This window comes from Streptomyces sp. NPDC001714 (assembly GCF_042892755.1).
GTDB lineage: Bacteria > Actinomycetota > Actinomycetes > Streptomycetales > Streptomycetaceae > Streptomyces.
Genome location: NZ_JBIAUL010000026.1, coordinates 1 through 18,477 on the forward strand (window position 1 = coordinate 1; position 18,477 = coordinate 18,477).

The window sequence follows — 18,477 nt, forward strand, 5'->3', positions numbered from 1 at the left end:
TCGCCTCGTCCCGCTCGGTGGCCTTGCGGGCCGGGACCTGCACGCTCCAGCCAATGCGGTGCAGCAGCAGATCCAGCCCGGCCAGGGTGTACTCGGCCCCGAACCGGCGCCGCACGATCTCGCCGATGCGGACCAGCGTCCAGCACTGGTCACTCCAGCCCGACGCAGCCGGACCGACCTCCAACACCGCCTCCAGCACGCGTAGCTGGTCGGTATCGAGCTTGCATCTGGCGCCACCGGGCCCCTTGGAGACCAGCGCCTGGCGGCCGCCCGTGGCCAAGGCCCGACGCCAACGGTTCGCCGACATCCTGGTCACCCTGAACCGCCGAGCCACCTCCCCGTTACTGGCCCCGGCCTCGATCAAGTCAGCCGCGCCGAGCCGGACCTGCTCACGCCGATCCCGCTCCTCGGCCGTCAGCCCACCGCCATCGGGATACCTCATCTCTCTGGCATAGCGCGGCCCACGAAAACCGTCACGACCCCCGTAACCCCAACCATTAAAGATCTCTAGAGCCCGAGTTTTCCCCACCGCTGCTCTTCGCCCGAGTTGGTTCACGAAGTTAACTAAGTGGGGAAAGTGGGGGAGCGGAAAGCAGAAGGACTCACCGATCGCTGGGGCGGTGAGTCCTTGAGCGCGGGGTGATCCAGTGGGACGGAACGAAGCCTGCCGACTGGTCGAGGTGGAATGGTGAGCCGGGGCCCTCGGGCGTCCAGCCGTCGCTGAGAGCGGTGCGTATGCTGTCAGCCACCTGGCCGGGCAGGATCGGGCTGGCTTGGGGTGCGAACCAGTCGCTCGGGTGCGGCTGGTTGGTGGTGGCCAACAGTATGGAGCCGGGTGCGTGTTCGACCGCGCGGACGGAACTGGCCGGGAACCTCGACGTTCAGGGCTCGGCAGCTTCGGCATCCTGGCATGCTGGCGGGATGCCGAGTGAGCGGGACGTACCGATGCATACGCTACCCAGGGTGCTCAATCCCCTGTGGATCATCTCCCTCTTTCTCGGATTGTCCGAGACCACGGTGGGTATTGCGGCCGCGCTGTCGAATGGCTGGGTTCAGGGAGCTCTCGCAATATTTGCGGTTACCTTCCCGGTTCTAGTATCCGGAGCCTTCTTCTCCATTCTATGGAAGAAGCCAGAAGTGCTGTACGCACCGGGCGACTTTCCCGAGCATGTTTCAGTCACCGCCTACGTGGACGGTATGCGCCATGGCTCCGTGACAAACGCCGAACTACTGAAAGCAGTCGTGCGGGACACCTTGGAAGACGTGATTCCCACCACGTTGTCCCAGACAGTCACCCCGCAGCAGGTCACACAGCTGGTGGACCAGGCAATCGCCGGTGTTCACGAAGGCATCGCCAATCGCATGCTATCGGTCGATCTGAGCGCCATCCACCCAGACTTCCGGGACTTCAAAACCGAATTCCCACTGGCTGAGGGCGCGACGGTCGCCAACTTCCTTGACCGACTGTGGGCCGTCATGCGCGACCACGTACGGCCCTATACCTACGGCACCCACTGGGTCCTCATAGACCGGAAAAGCAATCACATTTTCCGTGACGTTGGGAGCACATGGGCGCGAACCCGCTTCGGGCAGCCCGAAGATGACCGCCCCTTGAAGGAAGTCGGTTTCCGCGTCGATATGGATCTCGCCGTACTGCCCCTCCGTCACAGCGCTTGAGCAACCCATGGCCGTGGCACCGCTTGTGTAACTGACCTAGCCCCAATGCCGGTGACTCTGCTGGTGATGTTGGGCAGGTCATGCGGTGGGCTGAGCACAGAGTGCGGAAGTGCGTGGCTCGGCGTCGTGTTCTGGGCGTGGTGTCGATCCAGTCGGCGACGCGGGCGACGTTGCAGGCCATCGCAGTGAGGACGTGCTGGACGTGGGTCCGGGCCAGGCCGGGGTAGCGGGAACGGCGCAGTCCGTGGGCCCGGACGTTCTGCGAAAGGGTGGCCTCGATACCGGCGCGGATCGCGTAACGGTCCTGCCACTGCTCGGTCTGCTGGTCGAGCCGGTTTCGCGTCTGGATCTCATGTAGAGGCCGGGGCAGCACTGTTATCGAGCGGGGGCGGGTCGCGGAGGACGTGCACTGTGTGCGGTCCGGGCAGGACCGGCAGTCTGCCTCGGCGAACCGAGCCTGCAGATAGGTGTTCCCCTTGATCCTCAGCTCGGTCCAGGACACAGTCGTGGCCCCGTGGGCAGATCGCCTGCTCGTTGTCCCAGTCGATGGTGAAGGCCGCCTTGCCGAAGCCCGCACCGGCCTTGGCCTGGCTGCTGTGGTCGGCGACGACCGGGCCGAGCAGAGCGATGCCGTGCACCCGCTGCGCCCGCTCGACGCGTGCCGGGGAGATGTAGCCGGAATCGACGACATGCTCGGCGGGCAGCAACTGCCGCTCGGCGAGCTCGTCGTGGATGGTGTCGGTCATCTCGATGTCCTGGACGGTGGAGATGGTGGTGGCGACATGGACCACCAACTCGGGGCGCTCTTCGTCGCAGGTTTCCGTGAAATGCGTCCGGTATCCGCTCCATGCGGTGTCCCGTTTGACGCAGTAGTGCGCGTCGGTGTCATACGGGGAGTCGAACCGCAGCGAGGCGGGCGGCAGGGCGTGGCCGTCACGCCAGCGCAGGGCTCCGTCCATGTCCCAGTAGAAGTGGTGGACCCAGACCTGGCGGAGGATCTCCACCTGTGGCAGCAGCCGGAGGTGAGGTGGGGCGTTGGAGGCCCAGGCTGTGGTGAGGATCTTCTGCCCGTCCCTGCCGAATTCCTCGGCCCGGGCGGTCACGGCTGCCTTCCCGCCCGGCAGCTTGCCGATCTCCACCCGGCGTCCGTATCGCTTGGTCCACTCGGGCTCGATCAGCGGAGTCAGCCAGGCAGGGGCGGCCTCGGCCAGTTCCTCAAGCGCCGCCCGCAGCGTCTCCCCGACCAGTTCCAGGCGGCTGAGGGTGCGAACCGCGGCCAGCACATGGGTGGCATCGGTACGCTGCTGGCCCCTGGCCCTGAGCAGGCCGGCCTCCATCAGGCGGTCCAGCATCAGCTGCAGCAACTCATCATTGGCGCCGTCCCGTTCGGCCAGGCGGGCCCTGAACTCGCACAGTACCGAGTGGTCGAACCCCGGATCCTCCAGCTCAAGGCCGAGGGCGTACTTCCAGTCGATCCTGGTGCGGACGGCGTCCGCCGCCGCGCGGTCGGAGAGGTTCTCCGCGAACTGCAGCACCGACACCAGCGCCAGCTGTCCGGGAGACAGCCCCGGCTTGCCGTCGGCGGGATACACACCGGCGAACGCGTCGTCCTCGAACAGGACATCGAGCCGGTCCCGGATAAGCATCGCTGCAGTGCCCTTCGGGCACGCCGCCCGAGCTGTTCGCACCGTCCTCACCGGAATCCGCTGGAAACTCCCCGGCCGTAACGACACTGCCCCCACACCCCAAAATTCGAGGCCACCGCACTCCTCCAGCGAACCATCCGACGGCCCCACCGTCAGCACCCCGGACAAGATCACCAGCAGAGTCACGGCATTGGGTTTAGGACGCGCCGTCGCTGGCAGCCTCGCTGCGGTGCGGCTCCAGGCGATCGACTGCTTGCTCGCTCCATGCCCGGATGACTGATGCCTGCTCGGGGGTCAGTGAGTCGAGGAAGTGGCGGCGGATGTTGCCACCGTGCACGAGGATGGCACTCTGGGCGGCCCGGCGCCCCTCGGCGGTCAGCCCGATCCCCGCGCGGCGACCATCGGCCCCGTACTGGGTGCGCTTGACGAAGCCGCGTTTTTCCATGCGCGTCAGCTGATGTGAGACGCGGCTCTTGTCCCAGTCGAGCGACTCGGACAGCTCGCCGACACGCATCTCGCGGCCGGCGGCCCGCCACAGCGTCACCAGCACGCTGAACTCGGCCTTCGAGATGTCGCAGTCATGCTGTAGACCACGCTCCAGCTCCCTGGTGAGCAGGCGCTGCGCGCGCATCCAGGTATCCCAGAACTCCCACTCCTCGGGTTCCAGCGATCGAGTCTCCCTCATGTCGCCGAGGATACCGCGACCAGCAGAGTTGTCACTTCAACTCCCTTCAACCTAGAGTTGACGTGACAACTCCCCGAAAGGAAGCCATGCCACTTCGCATCGCAGTCATCCTCGGAAGCACCCGCCCCGGACGCCGCGGCGACCAGATCGCCGCCTGGGCACTGGAGGCCGCCCGTGCCCATGGTGGAGCCGACTACGAACTCATCGACCTCGCCGACCACGACCTGGGCAACCTCGACGAGCCCGGCAACCCGAACTTCCAGCAGTACCAGCACGGCCACACCCGCGCCTGGGGCGCACTCATCGACAGCTTCGACGGCTACGTCTTCCTCGTCCCCGAGTACAACCACTCCTACCCCGGAGCCCTGAAGAACGCCCTGGACTACGTCTACCGGGAGTGGAACGACAAGGCCGCCGGGATCATCAGCTACGGCGGCTGGGTCGCCGGGGCCCGGGCCGCCGAGGCGCTGCGGCTCGTCCTCGCCGAACTCCAGGTGGCCACGGTCCGCGCCCAGCCCACCATCTCGACACATCCCTCGTTCCACACCGGCACCTTCGTCCCCCAGGAGGGCCTCGACACCGCCGTGGGCGACATGCTCGACCAGGTGATCGCCTGGTCCGGCGCCCTGCGCGGGGTGCGCCAGGCCAAGACGCAGACGCCCACGGCTGCATGAGGCCCAGTTCGTGACCGATCACGTGACAGGACGCTTGTCCTGCAGCAGATCTGGGCGCACCTGCTGGTCCACCACGCGCTGCGGGAGCTGATGGTCAGAACCACCGCCACCCGGGGCCTGGATCCCGACCGGGTCTCCTTCACCGAAACCCTGCGCTCCGCCCGGCGCAGCGTGACCCTCACGCCGGGCAGCTTTACCCCCTGAGCTGCTGGTCAGAGCCCGCGTCCTGCTCCAGCACGACCTGCTCGAACGCCTCCTGCCACCCAGACGCCTGCGCAGCCAGCCCCGTGTCGTCAAACGCAAGATGTCCAACTACCGACTCAAACGAGCCGAACACCACACCTGGCCCCAACCCACCCACACCGGCACCCGAGCCATCCGCATCAAACGACCCCAACCCGCAGACCCGTAAAGCACCGGCATTGGGCCTGGTGCCGCGTCATGCCGGGTTGCCCGTCGGCGGGCACACGATGATCGTCCATCTCAGTGTGCGTCGGTTTTCTGCGATCAACGATGCGGCGCCGATAGCGGCTGCGAACCCGGGTGGCAGGACGCTCGCACTGTGGACACTGTGGCCACCTTCCCGGCGGTCCGCACCCCGCTGCGTCAATGACCAAGGTGTCATCGACCGCCACGACCGGCCGCACCATTAGGCGCAGGCCCGGGAAAAGGAGATCCTCCAGCGCCTCCGTTTTCATGACGGGGTGATCCCCCGGCGGCACGGTCCTGCAATCCGGGGGGTCACTGCCAGCCAGCCGCGTTGACCACGGATGCGGCGACGTAAGCGTCGAGGGCCGCAGTGGTATCGACGGTGAAGTCCTCGACTCCAGTCCGGCCGAGGATTCCGTCCAACTCGCCGGATCGATTCAGGTGCCGTTGCAGCGTTGCAGGCTCGCGGCCGTGGCGACCGGCCAAGCGCCAGCGGATGACCGGAAGTTCGGCTTGGGGCCGGCGCACTGTGAGATCAACACCTACGGCATCGGCCAGTTGCTTCCGCTCATCCTGTTCCTCGATCACGGCGGTGAGTACGAGGCGCGTCGCTCCCGCATCAAGGTGGTGACCGGCGAATCTCCGAAAGTTCCGCAGCAGCATGCCGAAGTTGAACCCGTGTCACCAGGAGGTGCGGGTCATGAATTGCTCAGCCAGTCGAGGTCGAGCACGACATGAGGGACCCTGAGTCGGCGAGAAGATCACCCACCGCCTCGGCAATGGTCGTCTTACCCACACCGGCCGTGCCGTTGAGCAGGAGGGCGTGAACGCCCCGGGGGCGGTCCGAGTGCATGTCGGCATCGTACGTCGAGCATTGCACGCTCCGGAGGCGGGCTCGGTCACTCATCGTGCGTGCCGCCGGCCGTCCATGCGTATCTGGGACACGACGTTTGGGTGATCACCCGTGAAGCACCGAGACCGTGCCGATCGGTCTTCCCGTCTTCGCTCTTGCCGCGACCGATGCAGCGACCCCAAAGTTGTACGTCACGACCTTGGGGGTGGCCGGATGAGGCGTACGCGCGCTCGTCAATCAGTGGTTTCCACTGTGGGCTCGTGCGCTCTACTCGCTGTGGCGGCCTGCGGTGGCGGCGCAGAACGAGCCGCCAAGCCCTCGCATTCGGCAGCAGCATCGCGCACGTACACCAGCCGGTCCTTCGCGACGCCGCTCACGATCACCGTCCCCGCCTCACTGGGAGCGCTGCCGGTATCGGACACGCGCACCTTCCTGACGTGGGTGAAGTCGAGCAACAAGGTCCGGTTCCTGCTGCCCGCGGTCGTGTACCGGCCGGGGGGCAGTGGTAGGCCCGAAAAACCGCCTGCCACCTACCAGGGCTACGTGGCATTCCTTCATGATCAGGCCGGATATCACGCGAACTGGCAGGATGAGAAGCCCACGACCGTCGGTGGTCGCGCCGCCACACTGCTGACCGGCACCACCAATGAACCGATGGACGGATCGCTCGGCTGCCCGACGGCCGCTGCGGATCCCGACAAGGACTGCTTCGGCCTCCAGCCCGACTACGAACTCCGAGTGGTCGTCATCGACGCTCCCAGCAGGCCACTGGTGGCATGGACCTCGATAGATCTCACTCAGGTCCAGGATCCTTCGGCCGCCGTCACACGGTTCGAAGGCATGCTCCGGACCGTCAAGTTCCGATGAGCGCAGATCCTTGTGGAAGTGGACGACGCGCAGCTGCTGAACGAGGCGTCCGCGCTCCTGCTGCACGACTTGGCGCTTCGGGGACTGTCGGAGTGCCCGGCACGGCGCGGACGGGCGAACCTGCGCAGGACGCGGTGACCGCACTGTGAACGAGGGAGCGCCCGAGGGCGCAAGGAGGTGTCAAGGTGAGAAGGATCCTGGGAGTCCCGGCGCTGCTGCTCGCGCCCCTGCTGGCGCTCGCCGCTTGCACGTCGGGCGCGCCGAAGGCGCAGCGGTCCACATCCGACTCGGCGGGAGCGTCCCCCAAGGTGGTCCATCTGACGATGGCCGTGCCCTACGGCACCGCGTCTTCGGTGGAGAGGTTCATCCAACGGGTCGGAGAGGCGACCGGGGGATCCCTGCAGATCGACACCAAGCTCAACTGGCGGACGGGCCAGCTCGCCTACGAGGACGGCACGATCGCGGACGTCCAGGCGGGCAAAGCGGATCTGGGGGTAGCAGGCACGCGGGCCTTCCCCGGCCCCGTGCGGATACTCAGCGCGCCAGAGCTGATCACCAGTTACGCAGCCCAGGAACGGCTGCTCAAGAGCCCCCTCTACAAGCGGCTGGGCACCGCACTGAGCGTCCCGGGGATCACCGGCCTCGGCCTGCTCCCGGGCCAGTTTCGCTACCTGTTCACGGCGAGTCGCTCGGCCCCGACCCCCACCGGTCTGCACGGGCGGCTCGTCGGCGTGGCACAGTCGAAACTGGCAGACGACACCTTCCACGCTCTGGGCGCACGCACCCGCTGGTATCCGCTGTCCGGGTCGGTCAGCGACATGGACGGCATCGAGTCCTCGATCGCCTCCTTCAACCACGAAGGCTACGTCTCTTCCAAGAAGTACCTCACAGGGAATCTGGTGCTGTGGCCCCGCATGGTCGTCCCCTTCATCAGTGACACCGCGCTGAAGCGCCTGAGTCCCGAACAACGCCAGGCGCTCACCCAGGCCGCGTCCGCCGCCTTCGAGGACACGATGTCGGAACTGCAGGCAGAAGATGCGGATGAACTCGCCCAACTCTGCGCCGGAGGGCTGGTCGTCGGGGAAGCCAATGCGGCGCAGCTCGCGGCGTACCGTGTGGCCGTCGCTCCGGTTGACACCCGGCTGGAGCACGATCCCCAGACCGGCAAGCTGTTCACGCCGGTGAAGTCGCTGGTGAAGGGAGCGAAGCCGGAACCCGCCCTTCACTGCTGATGCCCCTGGGCCTTCCTGAGCGGGACCCGCGGACGGCCTTGGTTCGCACGATTCGGGGTTGACCGGCGGCTGAGCCTTCCCGAACGATCCGGCGGGCAGGGAGACGATTGCCGCGGACAGGATCGCCTTCGGCGACCACCGGGACCCGAGGGGAGGGCAGTGTCTGCCACCAACACGAAGCCGGGGTTCTGACGGCAGGAGTCTGCCTGCGGGGAACTGCGGAGCAGCGGGCCCTGCTGGCAGGCGCGAGGGTTGTGCCATGGGTGCAGCGCCTCGGGAGGGACCGCCTCACCAGCGCGGGCCTGCGGACTCGCAAGTGATACGTGATCCTTCTGGACGCCCCGCACTCTCCAGCGGCGACCATCCAGCCCATCTTGGTGACGGCTGGTGGAGTCACCTGTGGTGGTCGACCAACCAGCAGCTGTACGTCGCGGGATCGGTCTGCCGAAGTCGCAGCTCAGCCGGTCCCTCCAAAGGAGCTACACCCCAGCCGGTTCAGCTGCTGCCGTCGCAGATGCCGGTGGTGCAGATGTACCTCGCCCTCGTGTGGGCCAGGCAGATGAAGACGGCGCCGGCGGACGGTCGCGCGGAGCAGGTCCGCGACGCCGTCTACGACCGGTTGGCGGGTCGCTGGCGGCTGTGCCTGACTTGGCCTCGGATGGAGTGGGTGGCACGCGTTGTGGCCGCGCCAGGTCACCGGAGCGGCCGGAGAGGCCCGCCGGTTTGCCCGCGACCACGGCACCATCCACGGACCGGCGGCCGGCCGGTCCGGCAGCCGGACGACCGGGTCGTCGGGCTTGCAGGGGGATGTCCGGCCCGGCGAGGCCTTCCGTGCCTTACCCGGTAGCGGACGTGCCAAAGGTGCAGTGACGTCGTCGGGGCGCGCGTTGCCGCGGTACGCATGTGGTCCCGGATCCAGGGGGTCAGCCGGCGACGAGCCGCACCGGCAACGACTCGAACTTGCTCATCGTCTGGCTGGCCGCGCGCACTGCAGGCGCGGTCCGTTCGATGCGCCGGACCCTGCGGGCCAAAGCAGTCAGAAGCTCGATCGCTTGCATCCTGGCCAGGGGAGCACCGACACACAGATGGATTGATGTGCCGAGGGCCAGATGGGCTTTGGCGTCGACGCGGCTGATGTCCAGGCGGTCCGGATCCGTGAACCTGCGCGGGTCTCGATTGGCGGGGGGTATGAGCACGCACACGTCTGCGTCGGCGGGGACGACAACCCCATCAATGTCCACGTCGGCGGTCGTACGGCGATAGACCGAGCGCAACGGCGAGTCCCAGCGCAGCACTTCTTCCACGGCGTTCGGAATCAGGCCGGGGTCGGCAAGCACAGCGTCCCACTCCTCGGGAAACTCGGCGAAGGCATTCACGGCGTTACCGATGAGACCGCTCGAAGAATCGACGCCGGCCAACCAGAGCGAGAAGAGCGTCGTCAGCCGCTCGGATTCCGCCAGGGCTCCGTTCATCCCGCCGTCCTCCATGACGCGACGCCCCATGCAGTGCTTCGGCAGGGCCGGAACGCCCTCATCCAACAGCCAGTTGAACGCCTGAGAAACCAGGTTCCCCTCACGGGGGTCGAGGTCGGGGCCGTGGAGTTGGCCCACTGCGTTGGCCCAGACCCGCATGCGGAGGGAATCGGGCGGCTCGATACCGGTGAGCAGTCGCGTGGACAGATCGGGCAGCGGCGAGGCGAAGAAGGAGACAGCGTCGATCTGTCCGGCCGCAGCAGCAGCCTCCACCAGTCCGACGGCGGTCGCACGGACCACGGGACGAAGCCGTTCCATCGCTTCACGGCCGAACTCCTTTTGCACAGAACGCCGTACGCGTGTGTGACGGGGTGGATCGCTGTCGACCAGAGGGTAGTTGTTTCCGTGCTCCGGCACCCGGGTGTAGCCCGCACCGAGCCCGGAGCGGAACTCCCGGTGATCGCGCAGCACACGACACGCTGAGTCGTAGCGGCCTACGAGCCAGACCTCTCGTTCATGAGAGTAGACCACAGGCCCTGCCTCTCGTATGTGCCCGTAGGTGCTCGCAGGCTCCCGCAGCACTTGGATCCCGTAAGGATCAATCCCCTCAAGGAGAGGGACAGCAGAACCCATGAACGTTCCACCCTTTCAAAAGCTACCTGTCTTTTGCGGCGCCCGGGTCCCACAGATCGGCGGCCCGTGAGGCCGTCACGCTAAGCCGGTCCCATACCGGGGTGGGTACCGCCTGGATTCCCCGTAGAGGCCTGCGGCGCTCCGGTGGGGGAACCGGGAACGCATCCGGACGGAACGAGGCGAGGCTGAAGCCTCGTTCTCCTCAGCAAGACGGACAGGGCCGACCGCCTCGCACAACCGGTCCGCGATCGGCCGCCGTGCCGGCAGCCGATGGCAGGGCGACGGGTCTAGGGACGAGGTGGAACGCGGCGCGTTCCCTCTGCCGCCGTTCCGGACGCGGATCCACCGGTAACGCCCGGCTCCGTACGACACCAGTACGCCGGTCGTGGTCGGCAGCACGGTGAGCGCGTTGATCAGCCTCGCGCTTTCATCAGGTGGGCTGTCCGAGGCTTGATCAAATAAGCGGAGGGCGCTCCTGAGCTGCAACGATGGGACTTGTCGAGGGTTCTGTCGGCTGCACGCGGGTGTACGGGCACTCATTCACGTCATGGACGGGCCGCCCGCAAGGGTCCACAACGGAATCAGGAATCGGAGTGTGAAGACTCGTCGCAGCACCGGTGTCGCCATACACACCGCTTGAAGAGGGGGCAGATGCCGGAGCAGCACTTCCTCACGGCAGATGCGTCGAGGGGCCCGGCGACTGCCGGACCCCTCGACTCTCGTAGCGGGGACAGGATTTGAACCTGCGACCTCTGGGTTATGAGCCCAGCGAGCTACCGAGCTGCTCCACCCCGCGTCGGTCCCGCCACTCTACACCGCCCCCAGACACCTGTAGTCATGCGGCCCACGACCAATCCGCGCATCGGGTTGGACACCACGGCCTGGGAAGGGCTCCCGATGTGACTCGTGGTCGACGACCGGGTGGTGCACATCGACCTCCTCCGTTGGGCGACGACACCGTCCTGATCACCCGCGGCGACCAGGACAGATGGTTCAGGCCGTCCTGGCCGTTCGACAACAGCTACGGCGACTTCCAGCTGCGGGCCTACCAGCGGAGTCGTTGACGCACGGAAGAAGTCGACACAGCGGGCGGGGGAGTGTTACGCCCTTGGCGGGGACGCTGGCAGGGACGCCGGCGGCGGGGACACCCGCTGGCGACGCCTGCCCGGTGGTCGGGGAAGGCGCCCGGCGTGGTGACCGGCGGCAGCACCAGGGGCCCGGCCAGTACGAGTGCTCGGGCTGGGCGGATCCCCGCAGCAACCGTGATCTCGTGCTCGCCTCAGGCACGCGGTCGGCCGGCGGGTGCTGCATCAGCGGCTCGTGCCGGCGTCGCCATCGTCATTCGAAGAATTCCGCTGCCTCCTGCCGCCCGGAGCGGAGCCGTTCCCTTGCTCTTCCAGTAGCTCGATGAGCGCGGCGTCCGCTCTTTTTTGGTCTTCTTTCGTCAGCTCGACCGGTGCGTTGTCGTAGACGGTGTAGCGATCCGGATCGATGATGTTGGCGGCCCGCAGGGTGAACGTCAGCAGGCGGCGCCACCCCTTGCGGTGGCCGACCCTCGCTTGCAGCTGGACCTTGTAGTCACGGGCTTCGGGCATGAACCCGGAGAAGGGTGCCTCGAACTCGATGACGAGTTGTTGGGCTTCTCTCCCTGGCACAACGAAGCCGGCCGGCAGCTTCGCATCCTCGTCGGGCCCCGGCTGCAGGCGAGACGGTGAGGACACCCACAGCAGCGGCAGGTGAGAAGCGGGCTCGTCGGGGAAGGTCAGGATGAGGTCCTGTACGACGATCGGCTTGGGGCCGGTGTTGTGAAGGACGAGCGGGAGTCGCAGGCGGGCCGTGGATGAGTGGATGATCGCTGCGAAGGCATGGGGCTCCCACGTCTTCAGTCGCCCTTGCCTGGCGTTGAGCCACCAGAACGACGCGACGGTGAAGAGCAGTGCGCAGACCGACACCACGCCGGCGCCTGTGAGAGATGAGGACGCGGCTTGATCGGTCGCGGTCATCAGCGGAACCACATATTCAGTGTGCCAGCCCCGGCGCGGGCTCACTCACAGGACTCAGGGGCCTCCGCCGCCTGCGCGCAGCAGCCGGCGAGCACGACGGTCCTGCCTGTCGCAGGTGGCTGCTCCGGGGCTTGGCCCCCGTCACGAGCCGACATCGGCAAGGAGCACGAGATACCAGGCGACCAGTGCGGCGCACACCACGGCGGGGACGAGTTTTGGCGGCCCGTCTCCCTTGCGCACGTGCGTGGCCACGGCGCCGGCGAGCAGCATCAGGAGGCCGAGGCCGGCCAGCTCTCCGAACACCGGCAGGACCGGGCCGACGGCCACGCCCATGGCGCCTGCCAGCTCCAGCGCACCGATCAGCCGGTAGGCCGAGGTGGTGAAGCCGGCGTGGGCGGCCAGCTCGGGCATCGGGCCGAGCGCCAGGATCTTGGCCACGCCCAGCAGCGCGAAGATCAGCACGATGACACAGGCCAGTCCGGCGGAGAGGCTCATGAGGCGTCCTTGACGGTGTGCGGTTGACGGGCCTGACGGCGTTCTGTTCCCAGGCCGGCGAAATAGGCGACGAGGTCCGGGTTGTCGACCGCCGAGGGGTTGAGGACCTGCTCGGCGGGGGCGCCCTGGAGCAGGCGTTTGACCGGGACCTCGAGTTTCTTCCCGGTCCTGGTGTGCGGGATGGCCGGCACGGCGAGGATCTCGTCGGGGACGTGGCGCGGGGAGGCGCCGGTGCGGATGGCGTCGCGGATCGTCTCGCGCAGGGCGTCGTCCAGCGTGACACCGGGCGCGGGGACGACGAACAGGGGCATCCAGTAGCCGCCGTCGGGTTCCTCCGCGCCGATGACGAGGGCTTCGGTGATCTCGGGGAGGCGTTCGACGATGTCGTGGATGTCGGCGCTGCCCAGGCGTACGCCGTTGCGGTTGAGGGTGGCGTCGGAGCGGCCGTGGACGATCACCGAGCCGTGGGAGGTGCGGGTGATCCAGTCGCCGTGCCGCCATACGCCCGGGTAGGCGCCGAAGTAGGCGTCTCGGTAGCGGCTGCCGTCGGGGTCGTTCCAGAAGTACAGCGGCATGGAGGGCATCGGGCGGGTGACGACCAGTTCGCCGACCTGGTCGACGACCGGCCGTCCCGCGCCGTCGTACGCCGCGAGTGCCACGCCCAGGTTGGGGGCGGACAGCTCGCCGGCCCAGACGGGGGTCGTGGGGGCGCTGCCGGCGAAGGCGGAGACGATGTCGGTGCCGCCGCTGGTGGAGGCCAGCTGGACGTCGGTGCCCACGTGGTCGCGGACCCAGGGGTAGGCGGAGGCGGGCAGGGCGGAGCCGGTGCAGCCGACGGCGCGGACCGCGGACAGGTCGTGCACGGAGGGTTCGATGCCCAGCTTGGCCATGGCCAGCAGGTACTGGGGGCTGGTACCGAAGACGGTGACCTTGTGGCGGGCTGCCAGCTCCCACAGGACGTCGGGGCGCGCCACCGGTGCCGGGCTGCCGTCGTAGGTGCAGGTGGTGGCACCGGTCAGCAGGGTGGAGACGACCAGGTTCCACATCATCCAGTGGGTGGTGGTGTACCACAGCAGGCGGTCGCCGGGGCCGAGGTCGGAGTGCAGGCCGAGGGTTTTGAGGTGTTCCAGCAGGACGCCGCCGTGCCCGTGGACGATGCCCTTGGGCAGGCCGGTGGTGCCGGAGGAGAAGACGACCCACAGAGGGTGGTCGAAGGGCACCGGGGTGATGGTGAGGTCCTCGCTGCGGGTGACGGCGTCGTCCCAGGAGACCGTCAGGCCGGTGCGTTGGGTCTTGGGCCAGGTGAGGCCCAGGTGGTCCACGAGCACCGTGGCCTTCAGCGTGGGAAGGGCGTCGGCCAGTTCGAGCGAGGCGGCACGGCGGTCGTGGGCGGCGCCGTTGAAGAGGTAGCCGTCAGCCGTGACGAGCACCGTCGGCCGGAGCTGGGCGAATCGGTCGGCGGCGGCCTTGGGGGCGTAGTCCTGGCCGCACACCGACCAGACCGCGCCCAGGCTGGCGGTGGCGAGGAAGGCGATGACGGCGTGGGGGGTGTTGGGCAGGTAGCCGACCACCCGGTCGCCCTGTGCCACGCCCAGGTCGCGCAGGGTGGCTGCCATGGAGGCGACCTGGGCGCGCAGTTCCCGGCCCGTGATCTCGTAGCCGGCGCCGGTCTCGTCCAGCGCGGTGATCACGGGAGCGTCCGGGTGCAGGTTGCGCAGGGCGTGGTGGGCGTAGTTGAGGGTGGCGCCGGGAAACCAGCGGGCGCCGGGCATGGTCTCCTCGGCCAGCACCCGCTCGTAGGGAGTGGTCGCGTCGATGTGGAAATACGCCCATACCGCGGCCCAGAAACCTTCCAGGTCCGTGACGGACCAGTGGTGCAGTGCCTGGTAGTCGGTGGGGTCCTGGATGCCTGCGGCGCCCTGGTGCCGGGCGGCCCAGCGGGCGAAGTCCGCGATGCGGCTGCCGGCGGCCGTCTTCGGGTCGGGTGGCAGGAACGGTTCCGGGCAGGGCGTGGCGTGCGGGGTGGTCATGGTGCGGTGCTCCTCGGCAGCGGGACGGACCGGGCATCGGCGGTACGGCGGGCCGCGTACAGCAGGGAGGCCCAGGCGGTGGTGCCCGGGAAGTGGCCGGTGCCGGCAGGGACGGTGTCCATCACGACACGGTCGGGGCGCAACAGGACGGCGTCGGCCCGGCCGCGCGCCAGCCAGGCGGCCAACGTGCCGTCGTCGCCCAGATCGCCGACGTGGAGCGTGGGGGCGTCCAGCGCTGCGGCCACGGCCGACATCCGCGGGGTGGGCGGCAGCGCGGTCACGACGGCGAAGGAGTCTCCGAGGATGTCGTCCAGGCGGACTCGCCTGCCGTCGGCGAGCACCCAGGGCTGCGGACAGAAGGTGCCGGGCAGCCCGCGCCCGATGAGGCCGGGGCGGCGCCGGACGAGCGGGCCGGCGGGCAGGGCGGGGCTGAGGTCACGGCTCACCGCCGCGGTCACGCCGGGAACGCGGCAGGCCGTGGCGACGGCGGCCCGGCGGAGCGCCGCGGCGCGGTCCTGTCCCCCGGTCATGGCCCAGCCGACGGCGACCGCGACCCGGATCAGGTGGCGGGCGTGCGGCTTGCGCTCGCGCTCGTAGGTGTCCAACAGCCCGTCGTCCGCGCCAAGTCGGAGAACACGGGCGAGCTTCCAGGTCAGGTTGTGAGCGTCGCGCAGGCCCGCGCACAGCCCCTGCCCGATGAACGGCGGGGTGAGGTGGGCCGCGTCGCCCAGCAGGAAGACGCGCCCCCGGCGCCACCGGTCGGCGAGGCGGGCCCGGAACGTGTACTGCGCCTGCCGGATCACCTCGAAGTCGTCGCCTCGCGAGAGGCCTGAGGGCACGTCCACCCAGGGGGCGACCAGCTCGCGCAGGCGCTCCAGCCCCTCCGGGCCGTCCAGGGCCTCGTCGTCGGTCAGCCGGAACTCCCAGCGGTAGCGGTCCTCGCTGAGGCGCATGAAGGTGGCGGGCTGGGTGGGGCAGCAGATCTGGTCGACGCCTTCCCAGGTGCGCACCGGGCGGCTGGTGCGCACGTCGATGACCCGCCAGCTCTCCTCGAAGTGCAGGTCCTCCCATACGGCGCCGACGGCGTCACGGGTGAGACTGCCCGCGCCGTCGCAGCCGAGGACGGCATCGGCCCAGACGTGCTCGTCCTCGTCGCTGCCGTCGCGGCGGAAGGTGACCCGGACCGGAGCGGTCCCCTCGGTGCCCTGGCTGACGGACACGACCTCCACTCCGCCCCACAGCTCACACTCGGGGCGGCGCGTCAGGGCGGCGCGCAGCAGACGTTCCAGGTCGGGCTGGTCGAACATGCTGGTCTGAGGGAAGCCGTGCTTCCCGTGCCGGGATCGGGTGAATTCGGCGATCACACGGTGCCGGGCGTTCAGCAGCCGCAGCCCGCGTGCCGGACGTGAGAGGGCGGCGAACTCCTCGTGGATGCCGACGCTCTGCAGGATCCGCCGGACCTCGTCGTCCACGACGACGGCACGCGGCAGGGGGTAGACGTCCCGGTGGCGTTCGAGGAGCAGGCTGCGCACTCCGTGCCGGGCGAGCAGGAGCGCGGCCGTGACTCCCACGGGCCCCGCACCGATGATCACCACCGGTCTGCGCGCTGCTTCGCTCACGTCGCGTCCGCCACAGCGGTCCGCTGCTCGCCCAGGTCGATGCGCCCGTCAGGGGTGGCGATCGTGGCGGTGACGAGGTCGCCCTCGCGCAGGTAGCGGGGGTTCTTGGCCTGGCCGTTGAAGAACGCCTTCCACTTCAGGGCGGGCGGCAGCAGAGCGGCGATCTTCTCGACCGGCTTGGGCGGGGCCTTCAGGGCCGTGCCGCCGGGGGTGCCGGTGAGCAGCAGGTCGCCCGGGTCGAGGGTCTGGAAGCGGGCCAGCAGGGTGAGCGCCTGCGCGGGCCGCACGATCATGTCGGCCAGGGTGCGGTCCTGGCGCGGAACGCCGTTGACCGACAGCCGCAGCCGCAGGTCGATCAGACGGGCGAATTCCTCGGGCTCCAGCAGGGCCAGGTACGGCCCGGTAGGGGTGAAGGTCGGGTAGGACTTGCTCTCGTAGAACTGCGTCTTGGTCAGCTGGACGTCGCGGGCGCTGACGTCGTTGGTGAGGACGAGCCCGGCGACGTAGTGCGGCAGGTCCGTCTCCTCGACGACGGTGCCCACCGGCAGGGTTGCGCCCATGACGAGGCCGAGTTCCACCTCGTAGTCGAGGAATTTCACGTGCGCCGGGCGGACGATCGCCTCGTGCGGACCGCTGACCGAGCCGGATGCCTTACGGAAGAAGGTGGGCGGGATGTCGCCGGTGAACCCGGAATCCTTGGCGTGGCTGCGGTAGTTGACCATCTGGGCGACCACCCGGCAGGGGGTGGTGACCGGGGGGAGTGCCACCAGGTCGGCGACGGGTGTGCCGCTCTCGCCGGAGGCGGCGGCCTCCCGCACGGCGGCCCGGTCGGCGAGCAGTTCGGCTGTGGTGACGGCCTTGGTCTCGATGCGGACGGCGCGTTCGTCCCGGACGGCCCACCAGCCGTCGGGGGTGCGCAGAACGTTGGTGCTCATGAGCTCATCGCTTTCATCAGGCCCAGCAGGCGTGCGGGGTCGAGTTCGTTGTCGTCGCGCAGGGCCGTCATGACCTCGCGGAGCTTGGCGGGGGAGGGGTTGGTGCCCAGGAAGTCGCGGGTGACGGGCGGGCCCCACTGGGCCAGGCCGCTCGCCGACATGGGTGCCCAGCCGGGTTCGAGGTCGCAGGAGAACAGGTCGCCGTCGGCGAAGTGCTCCAGCATGAAGCGGTCGGGGTCGCGCCAGTAGTCGAAGAGCTGGCTGCCCTGGATGTGGCGGCCGATTCCCCAGCTGCGCCGGTAGCCGCGCTCGGCGAGGTACTCGCCGCCGGCGGCGATCGCGTCGAGGTCGGTGACCTGGTAGGCCGAGTGGACGTATCCGGTTCCGGGCCCCAGGTGCAGGGCGAGGGTGTGGTGATCGACGGCCAGGCTGCCCTGGTCGCAGCGGATGAACGCCATGGTCGGCCCGCGCTCGCGCTGCCCGTCCAGGAACAGGAAGTCGGAGACGATCATCCCGAGGGTGTCCAGGTACCAGTCCAGGGTGCGGGCGAACGTCCGTGTCTCCAGCACCACATGGCCGAGGCGCTGGATGCGGGACGGCTCGCGGGGCGGGCGCTGGGTGGCGTTCGTACGCCGGGGTTCGGTGCCGGTGTTGAGGGTCAGCGGCGGCTGCTCGGGCAGCGCGGGCAGCGGTTCGGCGCAGTGCACGACCCGGACCGGCAGGCCCGAGGGGTCGAACAGGGTGACGGACCGTCCGCCGCCCGGTATGTCGATGTCCCGGACCGTGTGTCCGACAACGGCGGCCAGCCGGTCGACATCGGCCCGCTCGGCCGCGCGGAACGCCGGTCCGAGGAAGCGGGAGGCACGCCCGCGCCGGATGACCGTGCAGGGTGAGCCCGCGAACGTGCCGCGCAGCCACAGTTCGTGCTGGGTGCGGGCGGCGATCGCGAAGCCGAAGTCGCGGGCGAACACCTCGGCCCGGTCCAGGTCGGGCTTCTCGAACTCCAGCCAGGCCAGGTCCGCGACCTTGATCACGGGATTCCGGGCTCGTCCGGGGTGCTCTCCGCGCAGGGCGCCCTGCTCACTGTGGAGGTCTTGGTGGGGCGTCAGAGGACCGCTCTTGTTAACGGGGATGTGGGACATGGTGTCCTCCAAGCAACACTGCCGTAATGAGGAAATCATCAACTCTGGTCCTTCTCGTCGTCAATAGGTGCAGTTCAAATAATTG

General features: G+C 68.6%; 16 protein-coding genes, 1 tRNA gene and 1 pseudogene. 4 read left to right on the forward strand and 14 right to left on the reverse strand.

Annotated features, from left to right (window positions below; genetic code table 11):
- Positions 1-442: winged helix-turn-helix domain-containing protein (locus ACFY0P_RS44430; protein ID WP_388927438.1), on the reverse strand; the 442-nt coding region annotated here is incomplete at its 3' end.
- Positions 443-963: 521 nt separating this feature from the next.
- Between ACFY0P_RS44430 and ACFY0P_RS44435 the strand changes: the two genes are divergently transcribed.
- Positions 964-1,677, forward strand: a complete 714-nt coding sequence (locus ACFY0P_RS44435; protein ID WP_388927441.1) for a hypothetical protein — start codon at positions 964-966, stop codon at positions 1,675-1,677.
- Between the two features lie 217 nt (positions 1,678-1,894).
- Here ACFY0P_RS44435 and ACFY0P_RS44440 read toward each other — a convergent pair.
- From ACFY0P_RS44440 to ACFY0P_RS44450, 3 genes and pseudogenes are all read right to left on the reverse strand, one after another.
- A pseudogene (locus ACFY0P_RS44440) lies at positions 1,895-2,140 on the reverse strand (transposase); the annotation flags it as partial.
- Positions 2,028-3,323, reverse strand: coding sequence for a transposase (locus tag ACFY0P_RS44445; protein ID WP_388927444.1), 1,296 nt, complete (start codon positions 3,321-3,323; stop codon positions 2,028-2,030). The gene ACFY0P_RS44445 and the pseudogene ACFY0P_RS44440, both read right to left, overlap by 113 nt.
- A 196-nt stretch (positions 3,324-3,519) precedes the next feature.
- Positions 3,520-4,008, reverse strand: coding sequence for a MarR family winged helix-turn-helix transcriptional regulator (locus ACFY0P_RS44450; protein WP_388927447.1), 489 nt, complete (start codon positions 4,006-4,008; stop codon positions 3,520-3,522).
- 86 nt (positions 4,009-4,094) lie between these two features.
- Here ACFY0P_RS44450 and ACFY0P_RS44455 point away from each other — a divergent pair, with 86 nt between their 5' ends.
- Positions 4,095-4,682: an NADPH-dependent FMN reductase gene (locus ACFY0P_RS44455; protein WP_388927450.1), complete on the forward strand. Its 588-nt coding sequence runs from the start codon at positions 4,095-4,097 to the stop codon at positions 4,680-4,682.
- Positions 4,683-5,423: 741 nt separating this feature from the next.
- On the opposite strand, the gene ACFY0P_RS44460 is transcribed toward ACFY0P_RS44455, so the two are convergent.
- A complete protein-coding gene (locus ACFY0P_RS44460) occupies positions 5,424-5,699 on the reverse strand; it encodes a hypothetical protein (protein ID WP_388927453.1) in 276 nt (91 codons plus the stop codon).
- Positions 5,700-6,197: 498 nt separating this feature from the next.
- On the reverse strand, positions 6,198-6,419 hold the full coding sequence (locus ACFY0P_RS44465; RefSeq protein WP_388927456.1) for a hypothetical protein: 222 nt from the start codon (positions 6,417-6,419) through the stop codon (positions 6,198-6,200).
- Between ACFY0P_RS44465 and ACFY0P_RS44470 the strand changes: the two genes are divergently transcribed.
- Both ACFY0P_RS44470 and ACFY0P_RS44475 read left to right on the forward strand, forming a co-directional pair.
- Positions 6,406-6,831 carry a hypothetical protein gene (locus tag ACFY0P_RS44470; RefSeq protein WP_388927459.1) on the forward strand — a complete coding sequence of 142 codons (426 nt, stop codon included), beginning with the start codon at positions 6,406-6,408 and terminating at the stop codon, positions 6,829-6,831. The genes ACFY0P_RS44465 and ACFY0P_RS44470 overlap by 14 nt on opposite strands.
- Before the next feature lie 323 nt (positions 6,832-7,154).
- A complete protein-coding gene (locus ACFY0P_RS44475) occupies positions 7,155-8,063 on the forward strand; it encodes a TRAP transporter substrate-binding protein (protein ID WP_388927462.1) in 909 nt (302 codons plus the stop codon).
- 923 nt (positions 8,064-8,986) lie between these two features.
- On the opposite strand, the gene ACFY0P_RS44480 is transcribed toward ACFY0P_RS44475, so the two are convergent.
- The 8 genes from ACFY0P_RS44480 to ACFY0P_RS44515 all read right to left on the reverse strand — a co-directional run bounded on the left by ACFY0P_RS44480 (position 8,987) and on the right by ACFY0P_RS44515 (position 18,392).
- Positions 8,987-10,006, reverse strand: a complete 1,020-nt coding sequence (locus ACFY0P_RS44480) for a cytochrome P450 (RefSeq protein ID WP_388927465.1) — start codon at positions 10,004-10,006, stop codon at positions 8,987-8,989.
- Between the two features lie 884 nt (positions 10,007-10,890).
- Positions 10,891-10,964, reverse strand: a tRNA-Met gene (locus tag ACFY0P_RS44485).
- Between the two features lie 514 nt (positions 10,965-11,478).
- On the reverse strand, positions 11,479-12,171 hold the full coding sequence (locus ACFY0P_RS44490; protein ID WP_388927468.1) for a hypothetical protein: 693 nt from the start codon (positions 12,169-12,171) through the stop codon (positions 11,479-11,481).
- A 141-nt stretch (positions 12,172-12,312) separates the two neighbouring features.
- Positions 12,313-12,666, reverse strand: coding sequence for a DoxX family protein (locus tag ACFY0P_RS44495; protein ID WP_388927471.1), 354 nt, complete (start codon positions 12,664-12,666; stop codon positions 12,313-12,315).
- A complete protein-coding gene (locus tag ACFY0P_RS44500) occupies positions 12,663-14,696 on the reverse strand; it encodes an acetoacetate--CoA ligase (protein WP_388927474.1) in 2,034 nt (677 codons plus the stop codon). The genes ACFY0P_RS44495 and ACFY0P_RS44500 overlap by 4 nt, the downstream gene beginning before the upstream one ends.
- On the reverse strand, positions 14,693-16,315 hold the full coding sequence (locus ACFY0P_RS44505) for a bifunctional 3-(3-hydroxy-phenyl)propionate/3-hydroxycinnamic acid hydroxylase (protein WP_388927476.1): 1,623 nt from the start codon (positions 16,313-16,315) through the stop codon (positions 14,693-14,695). Before ACFY0P_RS44505 ends, ACFY0P_RS44500 begins: the two co-directional genes overlap by 4 nt.
- Complete coding sequence (locus tag ACFY0P_RS44510) at positions 16,312-17,250, reverse strand: fumarylacetoacetate hydrolase family protein (RefSeq protein ID WP_388927479.1); 939 nt, start codon at positions 17,248-17,250, stop codon at positions 16,312-16,314. The genes ACFY0P_RS44505 and ACFY0P_RS44510 overlap by 4 nt, the downstream gene beginning before the upstream one ends.
- A complete protein-coding gene (locus ACFY0P_RS44515; RefSeq protein ID WP_388927482.1) occupies positions 17,247-18,392 on the reverse strand; it encodes a VOC family protein in 1,146 nt (381 codons plus the stop codon). The genes ACFY0P_RS44510 and ACFY0P_RS44515 overlap by 4 nt, the downstream gene beginning before the upstream one ends.
- Positions 18,393-18,477 lie beyond the last annotated feature (85 nt).